Genomic DNA, 22,811 nt, shown 5'->3' on the forward strand with positions numbered 1-22,811 from the left:
CCTTTTAGAGTAATCACCCATCTGGTGCACCAGACACAAATAAAGAGGTTTCCGTGACTACAATTGTCTCCGTCCGTCGCGAAGGTAAAGTGGTTATTGCTGGCGATGGCCAAGTCTCGCTTGGCAATACTGTCATGAAAGGTAATGCCCGAAAAGTGCGTCGCTTGTATAACGGCCAAGTATTAGCTGGTTTTGCCGGCGGTACGGCTGATGCCTTTACCTTGTTTGAGCGCTTTGAGCGCAAACTTGAGCTCCACCAAGGGCACTTAACCAAAGCGGCGGTAGAGCTCGCCAAAGAATGGCGAACCGATCGTGCGCTTCGTCGCCTTGAAGCCTTGTTGGCCGTCGCTGATGAAACCGCGTCATTGATCATTACCGGTAACGGGGATGTGGTTGAGCCAGAGAACGATCTAATCGCCATTGGCTCCGGTGGCAACTTCGCGCAAGCCGCCGCCGTTGCCATGCTAGAGAACACAGCGTTAGATGCCCGCGAGATCGCAGAGAAAGCGCTCACCATCGCTGGTGATATATGTGTGTTTACCAACCAACAGCACACCGTTGAAGAACTCGACAGTAATAAACAGGATTAGTGATGTCTGAAATGACTCCACGCGAAATCGTGCACGAACTTGACCGTCATATTATTGGTCAAGACAATGCCAAACGTGCGGTGGCGATCGCACTGCGAAACCGCTGGCGCCGAATGCAGCTCCCCGAAGACCTGCGTGCGGAAGTTACCCCTAAAAACATCTTGATGATTGGTCCAACCGGTGTGGGTAAAACTGAGATTGCCCGCCGTCTGGCGCGACTTGCCAATGCGCCTTTCATCAAAGTCGAAGCGACCAAGTTCACCGAAGTGGGCTATGTGGGTAAAGAAGTCGAAACCATCATTCGTGATCTTGCGGATGTGGCGATGAACCTGACCCAACAACAGGCGATGGAAAAGGTCAAATTCCACGCAGAAGAGCAAGCGGAAGATCGGATCCTCGATATCTTATTGCCGCCCGCTCGCGATGCCTGGGGCCAAAACGAAGAGAGTCAAGACGACTCCTCAACACGCCAAAACTTCCGTAAGAAATTACGCGAAGGCAAGCTTGACGATAAAGAAGTGGAAGTCGATGTCGCCGCCCCACAAATGGGCGTGGAAATCATGTCACCACCAGGCATGGAAGAAATGACTAACCAGCTTCAAAGCATGTTCCAAAACCTCGGTGGCAACAGCACCAAAAAGCGTAAGATGAAAATCAAAGACGCCATGAAAGCGCTGACCGAGGAAGAAGCCGCCAAGCTGGTCAACCAAGAAGAAATCAAAGAGCAAGCCATCCACATGGTGGAAAACAACGGTATCGTGTTCGTGGATGAAATCGATAAGATTTGTAAATCCGGCAACACCAGCGGTGGCGATGTGTCGCGCGAAGGGGTGCAACGCGATCTCTTGCCTCTGGTCGAAGGTAGCACAGTGTCAACCAAACACGGCATGATCAAAACCGATCATATCCTGTTTATCGCCTCGGGGGCCTTCCAGGTATCACGTCCATCCGACCTGATCCCTGAGCTGCAAGGTCGCTTGCCGATCCGCGTTGAACTTGAAGCACTCTCAACCAATGACTTCAAGCGGATCTTGACCGAGCCAAATGCCTCTCTCACCCAGCAATATTCCGCGCTGCTAAAAACCGAAGACATTGATCTGACGTTTGAAGAAAGCGGTATTGATGAGCTAGCCTCTGCGGCATGGCGCGTCAACGAGAAAACCGAAAACATCGGTGCCCGCCGTCTGCATACCTTGATGGAACGCTTGATGGAAGAAGTTTCATACGACGCCTGCGATCGTGCCGGCCAAAGCGTGACAGTCAATGCTGAGTACGTACGTAGCCATCTCGAAGAGTTGGTTGACGACGAAGACTTAAGCCGCTTTATTTTGTAAAGCTGCGTCACAAACCAGATTAAGGGCAGCAAACGCTGCCCTTTTTTGCATCAAAATTTGAGCTGACGCAATAGGACGTCGGATTTCGACCGGGAATCCGTTACTCCTTGTCCTGCTTGCGTAATAATAGCGACATTATTTTTTTGTCTTGAGGATCGCTATGCTGCACTCCACCCTCGCTATTTGGCTTGATGCTGCGCGACCCAAAACCCTGCCACTGGCGGTGACATCGATTTTATCTGGCAGCGCCGTTGCCGCCTCCCAAGGCAGCCTGTCTTGGTCAATTAGCATCATGGCACTGATCACCGCTTTGTGCTTACAGATCCTCTCCAATCTCGCGAACGACTACGGTGATGCGATAAAAGGGACCGACAATACCACCCGTTTAGGCCCGATGCGCGCCATCCAATCGGGCAAGGTTAGCCTGACAACCATGCGTCGCGCTTTAGTCTTCAATACAGGGTTAACGCTTTTGAGTGGTAGTGCGCTCATTGCGATTGCCTGCCAACAACCCACCGATATTATTAGCTTTTTGCTGCTCGGGCTGATGTCGATTGTCGCCGCCATCACCTACACCGTCGGCAATAAACCCTATGGATATCGAGGGCTGGGAGATTTATCGGTCCTGATGTTTTTTGGTTGGCTTGGCGTGGCGGGCACCTTCTACCTGCAAGTCGGGCATATCGATTCGCTGGTGATCTTACCCGCGACGGCCTGTGGCCTACTCGCCGTAGGTGTGCTCAACATCAATAATTTGCGCGACATTGATAACGACCGCGCCAGTGGTAAACATACGTTGGTGGTCCGCTTAGGGCCCCACCGTGGACGACAGTACCATGTTATTTTGCTCGCAGGGGCGATTATCTGCTACGCATTATTTGCTGCCCTCACCTTGCAAGCTTGGCTTGGCTGGTTATTTCTCGCCAGTGTGCCCTTACTGGTTCGCCATGGACGCGAGGTGTATCAAGCAGCCAGTGCCACCGCGCTGCGCCCAATGATGGGCAACATGGTTCGCTGCGCTTTAGTCACTAACGGACTGTTTATGACCGGTATGCTATTAGTGTAATCAGGCCACAGATTGTCCGCTTTTGCATTGCAAACCCTTATTGCCCCGTTATACTTGGACTAGCCATGTTGGCAGCGTAAGCTAGCCAGCCTTTTTCTGCCTCAACAAGAAGTTAGACTATGGAATACAATACCTCGGAACTATGCGACATGTACCTCGATCAAGTGGATGTCGTGGAGCCAATGTTTAGCTCTTATGGGGGCCGCAGTTCGTTTGGTGGCCAAATAACCACGCTAAAATGCTTTGAAGATACCGGTTTGATTCGCGAGATGGCCGAACAAGACGGCGAACAGCGGATTATGCTCGTTGATGGCGGCGGGTCGCTACGTCGTGCTCTGATTGACGGCGAGATTGCGCAGCTTGCCGCTGACAACGACTGGGCTGGCATCATTGTTTATGGTTGTGTCCGTGATGTCGATACCATTGATGAGATAGATATTGGTATCCAAGCCCTAGCGTCTATCCCTGTGGGTGCCGACGAGCAAGGCACAGGGGAAACAGACGTACCTGTGAACTTTGGTGGGGTCACTTTCTTGCCTGACGACCATGTCTATGCCGATACCACAGGCGTTATTTTATCGCCCGATCCTCTCAGCATGACCGACGTAGAAGAAGAGGACGACGAGGACTAAGTCCTCATCGATACCTAACCAATGAAAAACAGAGCCATTTGGCTCTGTTTTTGGTTTATTCGACGTTCTCAATCTTACCCAGCAAGTTACGAATGCGATCTTGCCATGCCTCTTGCTCTTCACGGAGCTTGGCATTTTCTTGCTCTAGCTGCTCACGGCGTTCTTTTTCAGCCACTGTCTCTTGCTCCAGCGACCCATTCTTTTCTTTGAGCTCTTCAATTTCCATTTGTAGCAGCGAAATGGTATCCACCGCCATTTGTACTTTAGCTTCGAGTTGTTCTAATACTTCCAATGACATCAAGGCCACCTTATTTCTGACGATTGATCCCGTTACTACCCAGAAGGCAGCAACCCGTGCAACTGGATGTGCACCCCGACTTTATTGTACTCAGGTGGTGCCAGACTGCCACTGTTCTAACCACCTGTTAACGTACAAGTGCGCAAAAATGCAGCGTCTTAGCGGTCTATTGCTCTACACATCCCAAAACCATCCATTACAGCACAACGCAAACGTTTTCTATTTCTGGTAGACTTGCGCGAAAATTGGGCGGCTTCCGCCCGAGTGGCTGATATTTCCGGAGTACTGATGAAACGTGATCTTGCCTTGGCTTTCTCTCGCGTCACCGAAGGCGCTGCTTTAGCTGGCTATAAATGGCTGGGCCGAGGCGATAAAAATGCGGCTGATGGCGCAGCCGTTGAGGTAATGCGTACGCTGCTTAACCTCACCGACATCGAGGGTGAAGTCGTCATTGGAGAAGGGGAAATCGATGATGCCCCCATGCTCTATATTGGTGAAAAAGTCGGCCTTGGTGGTGAAGCTGTCGATATTGCCGTGGATCCGATTGAAGGGACACGCATGACAGCAATGGGCCAAGCGAATGCCTTAGCCGTCCTCGCCGCCGGTGAAAAAGGCAGTTTTTTGAAAGCGCCGGATATGTATATGGAAAAACTGGTGGTTGGCCCTGGCGCTAAAGGCGTGATTGATCTCAATAAACCTTTGCTTGAGAATCTCGAACATGTCGCCACCGCGCTCGGTAAAACACTCGATACCTTAGTCGTCGCCACCCTCGCTAAACCACGCCATGACGAGATGATTGCCAATATGCAGGCACAAGGGATCCGGGTGTTTGCGTTCCCTGACGGCGATGTCGCCGCCTCCATTTTAACCTGTATGCCAGAAAGTGAAGTGGACGTTATGGTTGGGATCGGGGGCGCACCAGAAGGTGTGGTATCAGCGGCCGTGATCCGTGCATTGGGGGGCGACATGCAAGGACGCTTGCTACCTCGCCATGAGGTTAAAGGTGATACACCAGATAACCGCCTACACGGCGAACAAGAGATCGCACGTTGCGAGAAAATGGGTATCCAACCCCATCAAGTATTGGCACTCTCGCAGATGGCGAGCAGTGATCATGTTGTCTTTGCCGCTACCGGAATAACAAAAGGTGACTTACTTGATGGCATCAGTCGAAACGGAGACTTGGCCACAACAGAAACCCTGGTCGTCCGTGGCCAGTGTCGCACCATTCGCCGCATTCGCTCCACCCATTATTTAAGCCGTAAAGATGACGCGATCAAACCACACATCGTATAAGATTCGTCACGATGAATGCAGTCGCTGACTAGTCAACTCGACGGATTTCGATTACCCTTTTATAAATGCTTTACTTTATTTATTAGTAGATAGGCGATTGGGGGTAATCGGGATCCGGACTATGAAATCCACAGACCGCATTTTGGACACCATTAAACGTGAAGGAAGCGTAAGTGCAAAAGCCTTGGCTGACCAGCTAGGAATGACCACCATGGGCGTGCGTCAGCATTTACAAAGCCTTGAGCGGGACGACTTGGTGGATTTTGAAGATCACCGCGCCAAAATCGGACGCCCAACACGCCACTGGTCACTGACCGCCAACGGACACCGTCGGTTTGCTGACAGCCACAATGACTTATCCGTGACTCTCATCGATTCAGTACAGGAAGTGTTTGGCGATCACGGTGTTGCCAAAGTCATCGCGCAACGTGAAGCCGCAACCTTTGCCCAATATCAAGCGGCGCTCAAAGATTGCGATAATTTAGAGGCTAAATTGCAAACCTTGACGTATCTTAGAGAGAGCGAGGGATATATGGCCGAGCTCCACCGGGACGGCGCCGACTATATTTTGATTGAGCATCACTGCCCTATCTGTCACGCAGCGAAAACCTGTCCGGCGCTATGCCGTTCTGAAATCCAGTTATTCCAACATCTACTGGGCGATCACTATCGGATTGAACGCGAAGAGCACATTGTGTCCGGACAACATCGCTGCACATACCGCATTGGAGAAAAAACGTGAGGAGGTAATATGGCCACTTGGATCAAGGCTGACGTCGTGGAGAACCAACATTGGACGAAGGATCTCTTCAGCCTGGTGTTATCCGCCCCTGTCGCGCCGTTTACGGCAGGTCAGTTCACAAAACTAGGCATGGAAATCGATGGAAAACTGATCCAGCGCGCCTATTCGTTTGTGAATCCTCCTCAGAATAGATATTTAGAAGTCTATGCCACGCGTGTTGCCGATGGCTTGATGTCACCCCGACTCCATGCACTCGAACCGGGCGATAATGTAATGATCACCCAAGATCCTGCCGGTTACTTTACCCTCGACGAAGTCCCACAAGGCCAACACCTGTGGATGTTTGCTACAGGGACGGCAATCGGCCCTTACATCTCACTCATGGAACAAGGTGACGTCTGGTCGCGCTTTCGTAAAATTATCTTGGTCCATGCGGTGCGTTTTGCGGCTGATCTAACCTATCAAGCTCGCATTAACGCGCTAGAAGAAAAATACCCTGACCAGTTGGTGATACAACCCTTCGTCAGCCGCGAACCAACAGCAGGCGCGTTATCAGGGCGAGTGACCCATGCACTCGAAGATGGGCTACTCGAACGTGTAGTTGGCTTACCTCTCACCCCAGAACATAGCCAAGTCATGTTGTGCGGTAACCCCGCGATGGTGAAAGAAGTAAAAAGCTTACTCGAAGGCAAAGGACTGAGTAAAAACTTACGCCGTAAGCCGGGAAATGTCACGACTGAGCACTATTGGTAAACATGCTCCCTGCTTTTCTGGTATGCATACGGTAAAGCAGGGCATTTTTATTGACAATAATTAACCAAGAAAAGTGGTATTGATTCAGTTGATTGTTCGCCAGTGCGTCTGCATCTCCATTCAGCACGCCAATTTAGCCAGACAGCCTGAATTTGATCCCCCACACACTCCGACTCATAGTTAACTTAACGCTTTGGTAACACGGTCAGACGACCGACGGCGTGTAAGGAGTATGCTATGAAGACCCTACCTTCTTTTGATGAGTTAGCAGCCTTGGCTCAGTCCGACCCTCATGCATTAGAAGCCCTCCGGCTGAAAATGAGCGAAGACGTGATTGCGAATGCCTCCCACGCCACCCAGCCGCAACTTCATGCCATGTTGAGCCATATCAATAGGATGATCGACCATGGGAAAAATCCGTTGCACGTTAATATGATGCTATTCCAAGCACTCAGCCGCCAGTACTCGCGTTTTGCTATTGCGTTTACAAACCCAAATGCATTGCGCAGTCATCAGGCCGATGTCATGGATTTTAGAGTCGGACAAGCAGCCCGAGCGGCCTCCAATGTCACCGAACGCTCATAGACAAAACTGGCGCAACGAATTACATCGCTTGGTTTGAACCAACCCACTTGCGATAACTGTTGGTATCCATGTCTCGTATTTCGACCGTTAGGCTGCTCACATGGCCCGCATGCTCGCGCAATGGCTGGGTCAGTGCGTCACTGATATATTGTTTCTGTTGGTCACTGCGTCCGGCAAGTAACCTAAATTCTACATGAACAAACTCACCACGATCCGATTGGGCACCAACACGCCAAACCCCACAGGACACTGCACGCGATTTTAGTGCTTCTGGATCAAAACAGTCTGTTGCGATGGCGGCTCGATGGAGATCGTCCACCAGCTGATCGATGTTAACCCGCTCAGCCAACGCTTCGGTGTATTCCATCACCAAATGGGGCATACTTTCACTCCGTTGAAAACATAAACCGATATCGTGCCGGAATATGGCGTTCATCACGAGTGTTCCTGTCACACTTTTTGCGCCCGTCTCGGTCTCATTATGATGAAAATTTACTACGTGAAGGTTCCCTTTTAAACGTAAAACGGGTAAAAACGAAGGCATTCTCGCCATTCTATGATTTTAAACAGAGAAGGCCGCGCTACAATAGACTACCTTCTTTACATCTTTTGACTTCAAATCAACTAAACCGCGGAGGAATTCCTATGCGCCGTCCATTGGTAATGGGTAACTGGAAACTCAATGGCAGCAAAGCCATGGTCACTGAACTACTTAACGGCCTGAACGCTGAACTCAAAAGCGTTGAAGGTGTAGACGTGGCTGTCGCGCCACCAGCCATGTACCTGGCACAAGCCGAGCAACTTCTGGCAGACAGCGCCATTAAGCTTGGTGCGCAAAACGTCGACACACACAACAGCGGCGCATTCACCGGTGATATCTCTGCAGAGATGCTGAAAGACTTTGGTGCGACCCATATTATTATCGGTCACTCAGAGCGTCGTGAATATCACCAAGAGTCTGACGAGTTTGTGGCGAAGAAATTTGCCTTCTTGAAAGAAAATGGCCTGACCCCTGTGCTATGTATCGGTGAATCAGACGCGCAAAACGAAGCAGGCGAAACCCTGGCGGTTTGTTCACGCCAGCTAGATGCGGTGATCCAATCACAAGGCGTTGAAGCACTCGAAGGCGCCATTATCGCCTATGAACCTATCTGGGCCATCGGCACCGGTAAAGCAGCAACGGCTCAGCAAGCGCAAGATATCCATGCAGCGATTCGCAAGCACATTGCGTCGTACAGCGAAGACGTAGCAAGCAAGGTCGTGATCCAGTACGGCGGCTCTGTAAAAGCAGGTAACGCGGCAGAGCTATTCGCCATGCCTGACATCGACGGTGCGCTAGTCGGCGGTGCCGCGCTTGATGCAGCCGGCTTCGCAGCCATTGCTAAAGCCGCTGCAGAAGCGAAACAAGTTTAATCGATTGAAAAAGCTAATTGGCTAATAAGAAAACGCCCCCTCAGCCTAGCGAGGGGGCGTTTTTTGTTCTGCCTGTCGGGTTTTTATTAAGCGCCCTCAAACCCTAATTGACGCCAAGCTTCATAACCAATAATGGCCACCGCATTGGATAAATTAAGGCTGCGCGCATTGGGTTGCATCGGAATACGTAGACGTTGCGCGTCCGGTAACGCCTGGATCACATCGTGAGGCAACCCCCGTGTCTCAGGCCCGAATAACAGTACGTCCCCAGGCCTAAACTCGGCATCTGTATGAAACTGACTCGCTTTGGTCGTGCAAGCAAAAATGCGACGTCCCGCCATCGCATCGACAAATGCAGCATAATCCGCATGACGCGTGACCCGCGCTAGATCATGATAATCCAACCCCGCTCGGCGCACTTTTTTCTCTTCTAAGTCGAAGCCCAGTGGTTCAATCAAGTGCAAATTGGCACCACAGTTGGCACATAATCGAATAATATTGCCCGTATTAGGCGCAATTTCTGGTTCATAGAGCGCAATGTCAAACATGGTCAGTTACCACAGTGATAATCAGGCGCTTATTGTCGCAACCGCGGGAACCCAGCGCAATATTAACTGATCGGCCAACGGAGGGTGACGACCAACCCACCTGTCGGTCGATTTTGTGCCACGACCTGTCCACCATGTTGCTGAACCGCTTGAGCGGTGATCGCGAGCCCTAACCCTGTCCCTCCTGACTGCCGATCTCGAGCAGCAGAAACACGATAGAAAGGGCGAAAAATATCCACTAACATCGACTCAGGTACACCCGGGCCATCATCGCACACGCAGATCAAGAGCATGTTGCTGTCAGTCTGAACGTCAATCACGATGTGCGCGTCAGCGTAACGGATTGCATTACGCAGCACGTTGTCTAAGGCGCTGCAGGCCAACCGCACATTCACGCTCAGCATTGCGGATGGCCATGTGTTGACTGTTACCTGCTTCCCCTGCTGGTTAGCTTCAAAGCACGCGTCATCAACCACCGGCTGCCACAGTGACTCGGCGCTAACAGACGCCCGTTCAAGCTGTCCTTGTGCTTGCAGTTTGGATAAAGTGAGAAGCTCTGCAATTAAGGCTTCAAGCTGACTCGCTTCACGTTCTATCCTGGCCAAGGTGTCACTCTGCCCTAACTCTCGCTCAGCCAATGCCCTCGCCATCTGTAAACGCGTTAATGGCGATCGTAATTCATGAGAAATATCGGACACCAATTGCTGCTGTCCCGTCACCATTTGATTCACGGCACGGATCATATGGTTGAACCCCTTCCCTGCTTCACTAAACTCACGCGGTCCGCGTTCTAACTCTGGATCGGTCACCAACTCACCACTAGCAACCCGGCGACTGGCAGCCTCAAACCGGCGCGCGGGACGTGTCAGAGTATGCGCTAACCACAATAACAGGGGCGTACTGACCAGCATGGTGACAATCAACAAATGCTGTGGTTTTTCTAATATTTTCAGTACAAAAGGAAGCCTAGGCTGCCAACGCCGAGCATGATAAAGAGCACCTTGCTCCTTCTCGGTCATCACTGGAAACGGACCGGCGAGCATGGTTCGACGCACTAAACGTTGCATCGGCTTGTCAGCTTCAGTGGTTTGGGACATAAAGCGACGTAACTCTGAGGGAAAATCATCGAGCCGGGCCGCCTTTGGCACCCAGTAAAGCGTGTTCTTTCCACGGTTATGGCGGTGACCGCGATGTTGATTATGTCGAGCTACTACGGTCGCAATCGGAATATCTCGTGCCGCGGCGATGGCGACTAATGGGTTTAACTGGTCGGTAATGTGCGCTTGTTCTGAGATAGGCACGGGATGCAGTGAGCGAGGGTCACCACGCTGGGCCCAGATCACGGCGGCCAAAACCAGCAATAAGGTGAGCCAGAAAATCACAAAAACACGTCCATACAAACGGCTAAAAAAAGGGAAGCGAGACATGGCTTGCCAAATACGCTGACGACTGCGCCCTAGTCGACCCATAGATATCCCTTCCCTCGCAACGTTTTAATTCTGGGTTTTCCATCGAGACGCTCGGGTAACTTTTTACGTAAGTTAGAAATATGCACATCAACAGCACGATCAAAAGGCATCAGGCGTTTACCCAAAACGTGATCACTCAGGTGCGCTTTACTCACGACTTCTCCCGGGTGCGCCAATAAACACGCCAACATTTCTGTCTCCATCCCAGTAAGTTCAACGAGTTTATCTTGGCATAGCGTTTCCAGTCGCCGTGGATAGACGCAGACATCGTGATGCGCCAAGACAGGCTCTTCCTCTTGGGAAGGCGGCTCAGGATCCGGTAAACGCGTACGCCGCAAAATAGCCCGCATTCTGGCTAACAACTCCCGATCGCTAAATGGTTTGGCCAGGTAATCATCCGCCCCAAGTTCGAGCCCCATCACCCGATCTACTTCCTCGCCACGCGCCGTTAACATCAGGATTGCCACATTCGAGGTAGCGCGCAGTTGGCGTAAGGTTTCCATACCATTAAGCACCGGCATCATGACATCGAGCAAAATAATATCTGGCGGTGACGCATTGGCCATCTCCAAACCCACTTGGCCGTTATCCGCACAGCGCACCGAAAATCCCTCCAAGGACAGCAGTTCGCTCAGAAGGTCCGTTAACGCTGTGTCATCATCAATAATTAAAACCTGATGCATCGCCAGCCTATGTCTCCACTTAAAATAACCTACCCTGTGGGCTCTTTTTATCACAGCCACGCATTACCATAAGTGACTTTACCCATCTTTACATCGCATAACGTGACTTTACATCCCCGTCGTTAAGCTAAAAGGGTACACACTCAATCACGGAGAGAAAGAATGAAACGCTTAACCCTTGGCTTAGCAGCCGCGCTCATTGCGATTCCCGCCTTGGCTGCCCCGCATTTCGGTGGCGACTCCAACCGCGGGATCTGGCAGGATCTTGACTTAACGGCAGCACAACAATCACAACTCGACACCCTACGCGAAACCTATCGCGATCAGCGCCTCCAGGCGCGTGACGAATTCCGGCAGAAAATGGGGGCACTGCTGACTCAACCTGAATTTGATGAAGCGGCGGCCACCGAGCTATTCAATGCTATGCCACAACATGGCCGACAGATGAACGACCAAGGTATCGAGCGCGCTCGCCACATGCATGCCATGATGCAAGTGTTGACGCCAGAGCAGCAAGAAACCTTTTTAGATAAGATGCATGACCAACGCCAACACGGCAGCTGGAATAAAGAAACAGGCAAGCGCGGCCAAGGTCACCATGATCGCCGTGGCAATTGTTCACGATAAATCTGCGCCGAGTCATACGCATACCGTAAACAACCTATATACTAAGGGCTGCGTTTAATGACACAGCCCCTTTTATGAAAAAACAGTATGCTTTTTGGGTCGAAGCCGCAGCGTGGGCAGCGACTGCGGTAGCCACCACCTTACTGCTCGCCAAACTGATCGCATGGTGGCTGACGGGCTCAGTCAGTGTTCTTGCCTCGTTTGTCGACTCCCTGCTCGATTTACTTGCCTCGTTAACCAACTTGGTGGTCGTGCGCTACGCAGTCCAACCCGCCGACAATGAGCACAGTTTCGGTCATGGCAAAGCAGAATCCCTTGCCGCACTCGCACAATCGACATTTATCGTCGGCTCTGCTTCTTTTTTACTTCTCAGCGGCCTTGAACGTTTGTTCAAGCCAATGCCGATTGCATCACCAGAACTTGGTGTTGCCGTCAGCCTAGGGGCTACGGTCGTCACGTTCGGGTTAGTACTATTCCAAAAATGGGTGATCCGGAAAACCGCCAGTCCCGCCATTGCGGCTGATGCCCTTCACTATCAATCTGATTTATTGATGAACATCGCTATTGTCGTGGCACTGGTGCTAAGTTGGTATGGCTGGGTTCACGCTGATGCTTGGTTTGCGATCGGCATCAGTGTATTCATCTTATCCCAGGCAATAAAAATGGCTTACGAGGCGATTCAATCACTGCTCGATAGGCAGTTACCGCTTGAAGAGCAAGAAAAAATTGCCGTCCTCTCTAGTTCAGTGGTGGGTGTTCATGGCATTCACCAATTACGAACACGCCAAGCGGGCATGACCAAATTTATCCAACTGCACATAGAGCTTGAAGACGAGCTACCCTTAGTGGATGCACATACCATTGCCGATGAGGTAGAAGATAGGCTGTTGGTCGCCTTTCCTGGCGCCGATGTCATGATTCATCAAGATCCGAAATCCGTGGTAGCACGAGAAGCAAAGGCGTGATGAATGACATGAACAAAAGCTCGTCGGTCTGACATGTATCAACTTTTTTACTACAGCAATTGTAATACTATTACAGAAGTAGGAAAATTACAGTTTAAGCAATCGTCATTGCGGGTTCACTGGGGCAAGCAGGTTGCCATTACCGCAATCGGCACGAAATAAGTGACGAAGAGTCAGAGGGTAACCATGGTTAGAAAAATTGGTGTTTTGACCAGTGGCGGTGATGCGCCAGGTATGAACGCAGCCATTCGCGGCGTTGTTCGCAGCGCATTAAGCGAAGGCTTAGAAGTGTATGGTATTTATGACGGTTTTCTTGGCCTACACCAAAACCGTATCGAACGTCTCAATCGTACAAGCGTCTCTGACGTGATTAACCGCGGTGGCACATTTCTAGGTTCAGCCCGCTTCCCCGAATTTGCTGACGAAAAAGTCCGTGAGCAAGCGATCCAAAACTTAAAGATGCACGGCATTGATGCGCTCGTCGTGATTGGTGGTGACGGTTCATTCATGGGCGCAAAAAAACTGACCGAGATGGGCTATCCATGTATTGGTCTACCAGGGACCATTGATAATGACGTCGCCGGTACTGACTATACTATCGGCTATATGACGGCGTTGAACACGGTGATCGATGCTATCGACCGTTTACGTGATACCTCGTCGTCGCACCAGCGGATCTCGATTGTCGAAGTCATGGGTCGCCACTGTGGTGATTTAACCTTAATGGCATCGATTGCCGGTGGTTGTGAGTACATCATCACCCCAGAGATCGGTTTAGATAAAGACAAGCTGCTGGCCAAAGTCAAAGAAGGCATCTACAAAGGTAAAAAGCACGCGATCATCGCGATTACGGAGCTGATGACCGATGCCAATGAGCTGGCGAAGTTCATCGAGACCGAAACCGGTCGCGAAACGCGCGCAACCATCTTAGGCCATATCCAACGCGGTGGTCAGCCTGGTGCCTTCGACCGTATTTTGGCTTCACGCATGGGTGCTTATGCCGTCGACCTGCTGCAAAACGGTGAAGGTGGTCGTTGTGTGGGGATTCAGGATGACAAAATGGTGCACCACGACATCATTGATGCGATTGAAAATATGAAGCGTCCATTCCGCGACGACTTGTACGAAGTCGCAGAAAAGCTCTTCTAATTATCCGGCCAATATACCCATAATAAAACGGAGCCCTTTGGCTCCGTTTTTTGTGTTGTCGCATCACTTGGCGCAAGCGGTGATCGCATGACGGTCTCTTAGAAAGCGTTCTCGCTTATATCCCATCGCCAGAGATAAAGGTTTTATGTGAGCCGTTAAATTCTTGGTCCATATCCAGAGAAGGCATTTGCGAGCTCGGACGGCCGACAATTTTGGCGGGCACCCCCGCCACCGTGGTATGGGGAGGGACAGGATTGAGTACCACCGAGCATGAGCCGATTTTCGCACCTTCACCAATGTCGATATTGCCGAGAATTTTAGCACCGGCACCAATCATCACCCCAGTGCGGATCTTCGGATGGCGGTCGCCGCCCTCTTTGCCCGTTCCGCCCAAGGTGACGTCTTGTAGAATCGATACATTGTCCTCGATCACGGCCGTTTCACCGATCACGATACCCGTGGCGTGGTCAAACATAATGCCACGACCAATACAGGCCGCGGGGTGAACATCCACTTGGCTGGTCACAGAAATTTGATTTTGTAGGTACGTTGCCAGCTCTTTTCGACCTTGGTGCCAGAGCCAATTAGCCACCCGAAAGCCTTGCAGTGCATGGAAACCTTTTAGGTACAGCAACGGGGTCGAGTAAAGCTCCACCGCGGGATCCCGCTCTACCGTGGCACAAATATCACAGGCCGCATATTCAGTCACAGACGCATCACTGGCATAGACTTCTTCGATCACTTCTCGCACTGCCATGGATGGCATCGACGGCGTCGAAAGCTTATTAGCCAAAATATAGCTTAATGCACTGGCAAGGTTGTCGTGCTTAATGATGGTGGCATGGTAAAAACTCGCCAACATCGGTTCGCGTTCGGAATGCTCGCGTGCTTCCTTTTTCACCGCTTGCCACACACGGTACTGTTGGCATTCTTTTCTGGCCTGATTCACTGCCTTCATCCTTATCAAAAACAACCTACAACCAAGACGACTCAACGCCCGATGCCAGTGTATAAAAAAACGCGCGGTTCTCACCCGCGCGTTTATCCTTTATCTTTGCTATCACTCTGATTTTTTATCACGGGCCAGCAAATCTCGCGCAGCATGCTGGGCAAGTTTACCCTGATATAGAACTTGATAAATCTGCTCAACGATAGGCATCTCGACGCCCGCGCGCTGGGCGAGTGCCCATACTTCTTTGGTGTTGCGAAAGCCCTCGACCACTTGACCGATGTTGTCTTGCGCCACTTGCACATCTTCACCTTCGCCAAGCGCGAGGCCAAAACGTCGGTTGCGCGATTGATTATCGGTGCACGTCAGCACCAAATCACCTAAGCCGGCCATCCCCATAAAAGTGTCTCGGGAGGCACCCAGCGCTTCACCCAATCGGGTCATTTCCGCCAAGCCTCGCGTGATCAACGCCGTACGTGCGTTGGCGCCAAAGCCGATACCATCGGAAATCCCCGCACCAATCGCGATCACATTTTTCACTGCTCCTCCGAGCTGCATTCCAATGAAATCATGGTTGCCGTAAACACGGAAGCTATGTTGGCAGTGAATGGTGTCTTGCAAATCGCGTACAAACTCAGGGTCCGGAGAGGCAACCGAAATCGCAGTGGGCATGCCTGCCGCAAGTTCTTTTGCAAACGTCGGGCCAGATAGAACCGCTAACGAACGGGATTCACCCAACTGCTCGCGCGCGACATCTTGCAACAAGCGCCCAGTTTCGGGCTCAAGGCCTTTAGTGGCCCAACATACACGTGAATCTGCCCGTAAGTAGGGGCGAATTTGGCTCAATACCTGCCCAAAAACGTGGCTAGGCACGACCACTAACAAATCACGACTGGCATTCACAGCCATGGGAAGATCGGCGCATACCACGAGTGAGTCGGGGAAAGTGACGCCTGGCAAAAAGGCTTCATTGGCGCGATCCATTTCTAACTGCGCGATATGACCAGGATCGTGCCCCCATAATACGACGGTGGCACCGTTTCTCGCCAATGAAATTGCTAGCGCTGTTCCGTACGAGCCAGCGCCCAATACCGCAATGGCTGCGTCTTGAGTGGGAGCAAGATCCGTCATCATATCCTCTTAGGCTTGAACGTCTTCGCCAGATTTTTCATCGGCCTGCTGTTGCAGGTAGTTCATGAACAGGGCATCAAAGTTCACTGGCGCTAGGTTAAGCTGCGGGAAGGTGCCTTTTACCACTAGGCTAGAAATCGTCTCACGTGCATACGGGAATAAGATATTAGGGCAGAAAGCCCCCAAGCAATGCGCCAGTTGCGGCGATTCCATACCGGTCACTGAGAAAATGCCACCTTGTTGTACTTCACACAAGAACGCGCTGCTTTCTTGGTTTTTGACCGTCACGGTCAAACGTAGGATCACTTCGTAAATCCCTTCACCTAGCTCACGGCTTTGTGTATCCAAATCGAGGTTAACGTCTGGCGCCCAATCTTGTTGAAAAACATCGGGGGAATTTGGCGCTTCAAAAGACACGTCCTTAAGAAAAACGCGTTGAATGGCAAAATTTTGCTCGGCTTGTTGGTTGTTTTCGGCTTCAGCCATGATGGTTCGTCCTTATTTAAAAAATTGCTAATGCGCCAAGCACATTAAAAAATGCGAGCCACCGCGTCATGCGATCGCTCGAGATTTGGGTGAGGGATCACTTTTTCTTTTTGCCTTTGCCTTTGGCACTTTTTGCGCGCACCAGCGGCATTTTGGCATCGTTCCAAGAGGTTAATCCGTCTTTAAGAACATAGACAGATTCAAACCCCGCCTTGGCAAGCTGGTTGGCACTCTCTGCCGCGGTTTGACCTGTTTTACATACCACGATGATGGGGGCATTTTTGTGTTTTTCAAGTTCGCCAAACGACTGCGACTTAATTTCACTAGGCAATAAGTTAACCGACCCTGTGATATGACCGGAACGAAACTCGTCATGGCTACGAATGTCGACAAACACCCCGTTCTCACGGTTGTTAAGAATGGCGGCATCGTTAGGCGTAACCACTTTATAAGCGGCGGTTTTCTGTTTGATTAGCGACATTAATAAGGCGGCAACCAAGCCAACCCATACCAGTGCCATAATCATGTTGTTGGAGACAAAATCGATATATTCCTGCATAACCTTTGCTCTATACTGCTTGTTTGTCCCGCATGGCGAGAGTCCATCAAGGGGTGAAAATGGTGTCGAGTATAACCTGCTCGCCAGGGTTTTACAGCCTGCCAAGACGAAATCGCGCGCTTGCTCACTCGCCGTATTCAGTCAACGCTTTTTCTCCCCCCTCAATAAGTTGAAAAGAAAGAAGGTTTCATCAATCGCAAACATCGAGTGAAGCCATTCGCGTATACCGACAATCTTCGCCATAATGAGGGGAGTCAAGGGTCGAAGGCAAGTAAAGCAACGCTTGCTGGTTAACTTGCCAGCTGGGATAATTGATCTTAGCCTACTTATCTTTGCGTAAAATGTTGTAAAATTACGCACACTGCACCACTGAGGCCTGATGCTAGCCAAATCTCTGGCACCAAGCCTCAGTGGCTGCTCCATGACATACAATGTCAGTGGCATCCAATGTCAGTCTTTAGCTTGAATTAAGAGGACGTAATATGTCTGCGAAAAAACCACTTGCTCTGGTGATTCTCGATGGCTGGGGCTATCGTGATCCACAAAGCGATAACGCCATTACCAATGCGAACACCCCTGTGATCGACAGCCTGATGGCCGATAATAGCACCTTGATTTCAGCATCAGGTTTTGACGTTGGCCTGCCTGACGGGCAAATGGGTAACTCTGAAGTGGGTCACGTGAATATCGGTGCAGGTCGCGTGGTGTATCAGGAGCTCACACGTATCACCAAATCCATCGCCGATGGTGAATTCAACCAGACCCCTGCGCTCACTGCTGCGGTCGATAAAGCCGTCGATAAAGGCAAAGCCGTACATATCATGGGCCTGATGTCACCGGGTGGCGTTCATAGCCATGAAGATCACATTGCTGCCATGGTGGAGTTGGCTGCTGAACGTGGCGCAGATCAAATCTATCTTCACGCCTTCTTGGATGGCCGAGATACGCCACCACGTAGCGCAAAAGCGTCACTTGAGCGTTTCGACGCCCTTTTTGCCAAGTTAGGAAAAGGACGCACCGCCTCGCTAGTGGGACGTTACTACGCGATGGACCGCGACAATAACTGGGACCGTGTTGAACGCGCATACGACTTACTGACTTTGGCTCAAGGTGAGCACCGTGCAAACAGTGCCGTTGAAGGTCTAGAAGCGGCGTACAGCCGTGAAGAAAACGACGAGTTTGTGGCACCAACAGAGATCCATCGCGACGGCGATAATAAAGCGACGATTAATGATGGTGACGCGGTCGTCTTTATGAACTTCCGTGCCGACCGTGCGCGTGAAATGACCCGTGCCTTTATGCCTGATTTTGATGGTTTTGCGCGTAAGAAGTACGCGGAACTGTCTGATTTTGTGATGCTGACTGAGTACGCGGCAGACATCGATACCACGGTAGCCTTCCCACCGACAAGCCTGTCTAACACCTTGGGTGAGTGGCTATCGAAAAAGGGGAAAACCCAGCTACGTATTTCAGAAACTGAGAAATATGCGCACGTGACCTTCTTCTTTAACGGTGGCATGGAAACGGTCTTTGAGGGCGAAGAACGCTCTTTGGTGGCGTCACCAAAAGTCGCAACCTATGATCTTCAGCCAGAAATGAGCTCGGAAGAACTCACCGACAAGCTGGTCGATGCGATCAAATCAGGTAAGTTCGACATGATCATCTGTAATTATCCAAACGGTGATATGGTTGGCCACACTGGGGTGTATGACGCGGCAGTTCAAGCTTGTGAAGCCGTCGATCATTGCATCGGCCGTGTCCTGGAAGCGATCAAAGAAGTGGATGGTCAAATGCTGATCACCGCCGACCACGGTAACGCCGAGATGATGGTTAACGAGGAAACCGGTGGTGCATACACCGCGCACACCAACTTGCCCGTTCCACTGATGTATGTGGGCAGTAAGCCAGTGCGCTTGAAAGATGGCGGTAAGCTATCTGACCTAGCCCCAACCATGTTGTCGCTATCAGAGATGCCTATCCCTGAAGAGATGACTGGCAAGCCACTGTTCGATCTGAAATAATCACCCCCATGCGGGAGATACGAACACGCTTAGCTCAAACCCTCCGCGCCAGTGCTTTATGCACTGGCGTTTTTCTGTGTCTGTTGGTTAGCCCAGTCCATGCCAACTCTGAGCTAGAGGGCGTGAGCGATGAAATTGCACGTCAACAATCACAACTGGCTGCACATAATAAGAAATTAGACGCGCTCCAAAGTGACTTAAAAGCCCAGTCCAAGCGTATTGATGCCTTATCCAAACGTATCCGCCAAGCACAACGTACCCTGAAACACACAGACACAAAAATCGCCCGCCTGACCCAAAAACAGGCTCGACTCAAGCAAGAGGTGATCGCCCAGCAAGCACGACTGGGGGAGCTACTCGACGCCCAGTATCGTCAGGGAGAGCATGACCAACTCAAACGCCTACTTAGCCAAGAGTCACCCACCAAGCTCGACCGACTCACGAAGTATGCTGAAGTGCTAGCAAGCACCATGCAGGAGGCGATCGAATCATTAGCTGCGACCCGCACCGATTATCAGCTCACGGCCCACCAGCTCAAGCAGCAACGTAACAAACAAGCGAGCCTCGTGGCTGAATTAACCGACAAAAAACGAGATCTTGAGCGTGAGCAAACCTCGCAAAGCCAGACTGCGAAAAAAATCCGCACCAAAATTGCCAGCGATAGTGCGTATTTGGCGGAACTAAAAGCCAATAAACAACGCTTACAAGAACAAATAGCGGCTGCAGCACGACGAGCGCAAGTAAACATGGCCGGTATTGGCCACGCTAAAGGAAAACTCGGTTGGCCAACCCCTGGGAAGCTGCTCCACCGTTTTGGAGAGCGTCAATCCGGTGAGGTAACCTGGAACGGGATTGTGATCAGTGCCAAGCGTGGCACCGAAGTGAAGGCGGCTCATGCGGGGAAGGTGGTGCTTTCTAGCTGGCTGCGCGGCTATGGCCTTTTGATTGCCGTAGACCATGGCAAAGGCGACATGACGTTGTACGGCTATAACCAAGCATTACTCAAAGAGGTAGGTGACACAGTGACTGCCGGTGAGCCCATCGCATTGGTCGGCGACAGTGGCGGACAATCGCAACCGTCGCTTTATTTTGAAATTCGCCGCAAAGGCAATACCACCAACCCCATCCCTTGGTTGGATTAAAAACGCCCACCACGTTGGCGGGCGTTATCACGCAATGACACGCAACGGGTTATGCTTGCCAGTCGAGGATAACCTTGCCAGATTGCCCCGAACACATCATCTCAAAGCCTTCTTGGAAGTCATCCACGCGGTAGTGGTGAGTAATGATCGGGGTCAAGTCTAACCCTGATTGGATTAACGAGGCCATCTTGTACCAAGTTTCAAACATTTCACGGCCATAGATACCTTTAATCACTAGGCCTTTAAAGATCACCTGATTCCAATCAATCCCCATATCACTGGGTGGGATCCCAAGGAGCGCAATGTTGCCGCCATGGTTCATGGCTGTCAGCATGCTATTAAATGCCGCCGGTACCCCTGACATTTCTAGACCAACATCAAAGCCTTCTGTCATTCCCAGCTCTTCCATCACCGATTCCAGCGAGGTATTGGCGACATTGACCGCACGGGTCACGCCCATTTTGCGGGCCAGTTCGAGGCGATATTCGTTCACATCGGTGATCACCACATGGCGTGCCCCGACATGGCGCGCCACCGCAGCGGCCATGATCCCAATCGGGCCTGCACCGGTGATCAGCACATCCTCGCCCACCAAATCAAATGACAGTGCCGTATGCACGGCATTGCCGAATGGGTCGAAAATCGAGGCTAAATCATCCGAGATCTCATCGGGGATTTTGAACGCATTAAACGCAGGGATCACTAAATACTCCGCAAATGCGCCTGGGCGATTCACCCCCACCCCTTCGGTGTTACGACAAAGATGGGTGCGCCCACCTCGGCAATTACGGCAGTGTCCGCAGGTAATATGCCCTTCGCCAGATACGCGATCACCAAGCGAAAACCCTTTAACTTCTTGGCCAATGCCCACCACTTCACCGACGTACTCGTGGCCGACCACCATAGGGACAGGAATGGTATTTTGCGACCACTCATCCCACTTATAAATATGCACATCGGTGCCGCAAATGGCGGTTTTGCGAATTTTGATCAGCAGATCGTTATGGCCCAGCTCAGGGAGCTCGGCCTCTGTCATCCAGATCCCAGGCTCGGCTTTTAGCTTCGCTAGGGCTTTCATGGTTGTTTGTGTCATGACATTACCCAATCAGTTGCATTTCTTTACCGACCTTGATGAAAGCATCAATGGCACGATCCAGTTGCTCACGCGTATGCGCCGCCGACATCTGGGTACGGATACGTGCTTGTCCTTTCGGTACCACCGGGAAGGAGAAGCCCACCACATACACGCCTTCTTGCATCATCCGCTCGGCAAACTCACTGGCCACTTTGGCATCGCCGAGCATCACGGGAATAATGGCGTGATCAGCGCCCGCCAGTGTAAAACCAGCGTCGCTCATACGCTTACGGAAATGGGCGCTGTTGTCCCAGAGCTGAGCACGCAAGTGATCACTTTCGGCCAGCATATCCAGTACCCGGATCGATGCCGACACAATCGCGGGCGCCAGAGAGTTGGAGAAAAGGTAAGGACGCGAACGTTGACGCAACCAATCAATCACCTCTTTTTTCCCTGAGGTGTAGCCTCCTGATGCACCGCCCATGGCTTTGCCCAAGGTACCGGTGATGATATCGACACGATCCATCACTTGATGGTATTCGTGCGTGCCTCGACCGTTCTGGCCCATAAAGCCGACCGCGTGAGAGTCATCCACCATCACCAACGCGCCATATTGCTCCGCCAGATCGCACACAGCCGGCAAATTCGCTACCACGCCGTCCATCGAGAAGACACCATCAGTCACAATCAAGATATTCGCCACACCGGCCGCTTTCGCCGCTTTTAACTGGGATTCCAACTCGTCCATATCATTGTTGGCATAACGGAATCGCTTGGCTTTACACAAGCGCACACCATCAATGATCGACGCATGGTTGAGCGCATCAGAGATGATCGCGTCGTCAGGGCCGAGGATGGTTTCAAATAAGCCCGTGTTCGCATCGAAGCATGACGAATACAGAATGGTATCTTCCATTCCCAAAAAGTCAGAGAGTTTAGCCTCAAGGGTTTTATGGGCGTCTTGCGTGCCACAAATAAAGCGCACGGACGCCATGCCAAAGCCGTGCTCATCCATCCCCGCTTTGGCAGCTTCAACCAAGGCGGGATGATTGGCTAAGCCTAGGTAGTTATTCGCGCAGAAGTTGAGCACCTGTTGCTCATGATTAACGGCCACACTGGCCGATTGCGGGGAAGTAATAAGGCGTTCACTTTTGTACAAGCCATCAGCTTTTACTTGCTCAAGCTGATGACGGATTTGCTGATAGAAGGCAGCCGTCATCGCAATCTCCATGCTGTGATGATTACTTTGGGAAGGCCGCCGTACATAAAATGTACGGCGAATGATTGGTGGCTATCAT

Annotated in this window: 25 protein-coding genes; 14 read left to right on the plus strand and 11 right to left on the minus strand. The window is 51.3% G+C overall.

Going from position 1 to position 22,811, the window contains the following annotated elements:
• Positions 1-53: 53 nt before the first annotated feature.
• The 4 genes from hslV (at position 54) to rraA (ending at position 3,622) form a co-directional block, all read left to right on the plus strand.
• Positions 54-590: an ATP-dependent protease subunit HslV gene (hslV, locus tag BUQ98_RS10060; protein WP_074213726.1), complete on the plus strand. Its 537-nt coding sequence runs from the start codon at positions 54-56 to the stop codon at positions 588-590.
• 2 nt (positions 591-592) lie between these two features.
• Positions 593-1,924, plus strand: coding sequence for an HslU--HslV peptidase ATPase subunit (gene hslU, locus BUQ98_RS10065; protein WP_074213727.1), 1,332 nt, complete (start codon positions 593-595; stop codon positions 1,922-1,924).
• Positions 1,925-2,084: 160 nt separating this feature from the next.
• Positions 2,085-2,990: a 1,4-dihydroxy-2-naphthoate polyprenyltransferase gene (locus BUQ98_RS10070; protein WP_074213728.1), complete on the plus strand. Its 906-nt coding sequence runs from the start codon at positions 2,085-2,087 to the stop codon at positions 2,988-2,990.
• A 119-nt stretch (positions 2,991-3,109) separates the two neighbouring features.
• A complete protein-coding gene (gene rraA / locus BUQ98_RS10075) occupies positions 3,110-3,622 on the plus strand; it encodes a ribonuclease E activity regulator RraA (protein WP_074213729.1) in 513 nt (170 codons plus the stop codon).
• Positions 3,623-3,677: 55 nt separating this feature from the next.
• Here rraA and zapB read toward each other — a convergent pair whose 3' ends face one another.
• Positions 3,678-3,920: a cell division protein ZapB gene (zapB, locus tag BUQ98_RS10080; protein ID WP_074213730.1), complete on the minus strand. Its 243-nt coding sequence runs from the start codon at positions 3,918-3,920 to the stop codon at positions 3,678-3,680.
• A gap of 288 nt (positions 3,921-4,208) precedes the next feature.
• Here zapB and glpX point away from each other — a divergent pair, with 288 nt between their 5' ends.
• The 4 genes from glpX to BUQ98_RS10100 all read left to right on the plus strand — a co-directional run bounded on the left by glpX (position 4,209) and on the right by BUQ98_RS10100 (position 7,296).
• Entirely contained in the window at positions 4,209-5,216 is a 1,008-nt protein-coding gene (gene glpX / locus BUQ98_RS10085) for a class II fructose-bisphosphatase (protein ID WP_074213731.1), read from the plus strand.
• A 121-nt stretch (positions 5,217-5,337) separates the two neighbouring features.
• Positions 5,338-5,958, plus strand: coding sequence for a helix-turn-helix transcriptional regulator (locus BUQ98_RS10090; protein ID WP_074213732.1), 621 nt, complete (start codon positions 5,338-5,340; stop codon positions 5,956-5,958).
• 9 nt (positions 5,959-5,967) lie between these two features.
• Positions 5,968-6,711 carry an FAD-binding oxidoreductase gene (locus BUQ98_RS10095; RefSeq protein ID WP_074213733.1) on the plus strand — a complete coding sequence of 248 codons (744 nt, stop codon included), beginning with the start codon at positions 5,968-5,970 and terminating at the stop codon, positions 6,709-6,711.
• A 237-nt stretch (positions 6,712-6,948) separates the two neighbouring features.
• Positions 6,949-7,296, plus strand: a complete 348-nt coding sequence (locus tag BUQ98_RS10100) for a DUF3135 domain-containing protein (RefSeq protein ID WP_074213734.1) — start codon at positions 6,949-6,951, stop codon at positions 7,294-7,296.
• 19 nt (positions 7,297-7,315) lie between these two features.
• Here the strand turns inward: BUQ98_RS10100 and BUQ98_RS10105 are convergent, their stop codons facing one another.
• The gene (locus BUQ98_RS10105; RefSeq protein ID WP_175566314.1) at positions 7,316-7,732 is read right to left on the minus strand and encodes a 5-carboxymethyl-2-hydroxymuconate Delta-isomerase; all 417 of its coding nucleotides are present in this window, start codon (positions 7,730-7,732) and stop codon (positions 7,316-7,318) included.
• A 209-nt stretch (positions 7,733-7,941) separates the two neighbouring features.
• Between BUQ98_RS10105 and tpiA the strand changes: the two genes are divergently transcribed.
• Entirely contained in the window at positions 7,942-8,709 is a 768-nt protein-coding gene (gene tpiA, locus BUQ98_RS10110) for a triose-phosphate isomerase (protein WP_074213736.1), read from the plus strand.
• Positions 8,710-8,795: 86 nt separating this feature from the next.
• Here tpiA and BUQ98_RS10115 read toward each other — a convergent pair whose 3' ends face one another.
• The 3 genes from BUQ98_RS10115 to BUQ98_RS10125 all read right to left on the minus strand — a co-directional run bounded on the left by BUQ98_RS10115 (position 8,796) and on the right by BUQ98_RS10125 (position 11,409).
• A complete protein-coding gene (locus tag BUQ98_RS10115) occupies positions 8,796-9,257 on the minus strand; it encodes a tRNA (cytidine(34)-2'-O)-methyltransferase (protein WP_074213737.1) in 462 nt (153 codons plus the stop codon).
• Between the two features lie 62 nt (positions 9,258-9,319).
• The gene (cpxA, locus tag BUQ98_RS10120) at positions 9,320-10,726 is read right to left on the minus strand and encodes an envelope stress sensor histidine kinase CpxA (protein WP_139294732.1); all 1,407 of its coding nucleotides are present in this window, start codon (positions 10,724-10,726) and stop codon (positions 9,320-9,322) included.
• Complete coding sequence (locus BUQ98_RS10125) at positions 10,714-11,409, minus strand: response regulator (protein WP_074213738.1); 696 nt, start codon at positions 11,407-11,409, stop codon at positions 10,714-10,716. The genes cpxA and BUQ98_RS10125 overlap by 13 nt, the downstream gene beginning before the upstream one ends.
• A gap of 162 nt (positions 11,410-11,571) precedes the next feature.
• On the opposite strand from BUQ98_RS10125, the gene BUQ98_RS10130 reads away from it, so the two are divergent.
• From BUQ98_RS10130 to pfkA, 3 genes are all read left to right on the plus strand, one after another.
• A complete protein-coding gene (locus BUQ98_RS10130) occupies positions 11,572-12,036 on the plus strand; it encodes a Spy/CpxP family protein refolding chaperone (RefSeq protein WP_074213739.1) in 465 nt (154 codons plus the stop codon).
• A 74-nt stretch (positions 12,037-12,110) separates the two neighbouring features.
• Positions 12,111-13,001, plus strand: a complete 891-nt coding sequence (gene fieF, locus BUQ98_RS10135) for a CDF family cation-efflux transporter FieF (protein ID WP_074213740.1) — start codon at positions 12,111-12,113, stop codon at positions 12,999-13,001.
• Between the two features lie 186 nt (positions 13,002-13,187).
• The gene (gene pfkA / locus BUQ98_RS10140) at positions 13,188-14,150 is read left to right on the plus strand and encodes a 6-phosphofructokinase (protein WP_074213741.1); all 963 of its coding nucleotides are present in this window, start codon (positions 13,188-13,190) and stop codon (positions 14,148-14,150) included.
• 115 nt (positions 14,151-14,265) lie between these two features.
• Here pfkA and cysE read toward each other — a convergent pair whose 3' ends face one another.
• From cysE to BUQ98_RS10160, 4 genes are all read right to left on the minus strand, one after another.
• Positions 14,266-15,099, minus strand: coding sequence for a serine O-acetyltransferase (gene cysE / locus BUQ98_RS10145; protein WP_254813920.1), 834 nt, complete (start codon positions 15,097-15,099; stop codon positions 14,266-14,268).
• A gap of 111 nt (positions 15,100-15,210) precedes the next feature.
• Complete coding sequence (gpsA, locus tag BUQ98_RS10150) at positions 15,211-16,230, minus strand: NAD(P)H-dependent glycerol-3-phosphate dehydrogenase (protein ID WP_074213743.1); 1,020 nt, start codon at positions 16,228-16,230, stop codon at positions 15,211-15,213.
• A gap of 9 nt (positions 16,231-16,239) precedes the next feature.
• Positions 16,240-16,716, minus strand: a complete 477-nt coding sequence (gene secB, locus BUQ98_RS10155; RefSeq protein WP_074213744.1) for a protein-export chaperone SecB — start codon at positions 16,714-16,716, stop codon at positions 16,240-16,242.
• 97 nt (positions 16,717-16,813) lie between these two features.
• A complete protein-coding gene (locus tag BUQ98_RS10160; RefSeq protein WP_074213745.1) occupies positions 16,814-17,275 on the minus strand; it encodes a rhodanese-like domain-containing protein in 462 nt (153 codons plus the stop codon).
• Positions 17,276-17,757: 482 nt separating this feature from the next.
• Between BUQ98_RS10160 and gpmM the strand changes: the two genes are divergently transcribed.
• Together gpmM and BUQ98_RS10175 are read left to right on the plus strand one after the other, a co-directional pair.
• On the plus strand, positions 17,758-19,296 hold the full coding sequence (gene gpmM, locus BUQ98_RS10170; protein WP_074213747.1) for a 2,3-bisphosphoglycerate-independent phosphoglycerate mutase: 1,539 nt from the start codon (positions 17,758-17,760) through the stop codon (positions 19,294-19,296).
• An 8-nt stretch (positions 19,297-19,304) separates the two neighbouring features.
• On the plus strand, positions 19,305-20,438 hold the full coding sequence (locus BUQ98_RS10175) for a peptidoglycan DD-metalloendopeptidase family protein (RefSeq protein WP_074213748.1): 1,134 nt from the start codon (positions 19,305-19,307) through the stop codon (positions 20,436-20,438).
• Between the two features lie 49 nt (positions 20,439-20,487).
• Here the strand turns inward: BUQ98_RS10175 and tdh are convergent, their stop codons facing one another.
• Both tdh and BUQ98_RS10185 read right to left on the minus strand, forming a co-directional pair.
• Positions 20,488-21,516: an L-threonine 3-dehydrogenase gene (tdh, locus tag BUQ98_RS10180; protein WP_139294748.1), complete on the minus strand. Its 1,029-nt coding sequence runs from the start codon at positions 21,514-21,516 to the stop codon at positions 20,488-20,490.
• A gap of 19 nt (positions 21,517-21,535) precedes the next feature.
• Positions 21,536-22,732, minus strand: a complete 1,197-nt coding sequence (locus tag BUQ98_RS10185) for a glycine C-acetyltransferase (RefSeq protein WP_074213750.1) — start codon at positions 22,730-22,732, stop codon at positions 21,536-21,538.
• Between the last annotated feature and the right edge of the window lie 79 nt (positions 22,733-22,811).

The sequence above is a fragment of the Salinivibrio sp. ES.052 genome, assembly GCF_900141775.1.
Taxonomy (GTDB): Bacteria; Pseudomonadota; Gammaproteobacteria; order Enterobacterales; family Vibrionaceae; genus Salinivibrio.